This is a genomic window from Desulfocucumis palustris, assembly GCF_002933875.1.
Taxonomy (GTDB): Bacteria; Bacillota; Desulfotomaculia; order Desulfotomaculales; family Desulfocucumaceae; genus Desulfocucumis; species Desulfocucumis palustris.
On sequence record NZ_BFAV01000114.1, the window covers coordinates 1 to 307 of the forward strand.

At 57.3% G+C, this 307-nt stretch carries 1 protein-coding gene; it reads right to left on the reverse strand.

The window, feature by feature from the left end; all coding sequences use genetic code 11:
* Positions 1–307 (reverse strand): hypothetical protein (locus DCCM_RS18565; protein WP_165792082.1); only part of this gene is annotated, 307 nt, incomplete at both ends.

Below are 307 nucleotides of genomic sequence, written 5' to 3' on the forward strand. Positions count from 1 at the left end.
GCTTCTTCCGGGAGTTTTTGCAGCTTTCCCAGCAGGAGGTCCACCACGTCGTCCGCCATTTGCAGCTTTTGCACGGATTCCGGCTCCCACTCCCAGCAATGGTCCCTGGTATTCAGCAGCAGGAGCTTTTCATCATAAACCGTTTTCAGCAATTGACCCAGGAAGAAAGGGTTGCCCCCGGATTTCCGGTACAATATTTCCGCCAGGGGAATTGTCTTTTCCTCCGGGCAGCGCAGGGCGTCCGCGATAAACCGGCCGGTCTGGGACCGGTCAAGGGGGCGCAGGGCAATTTGCCGAACCGGGATTT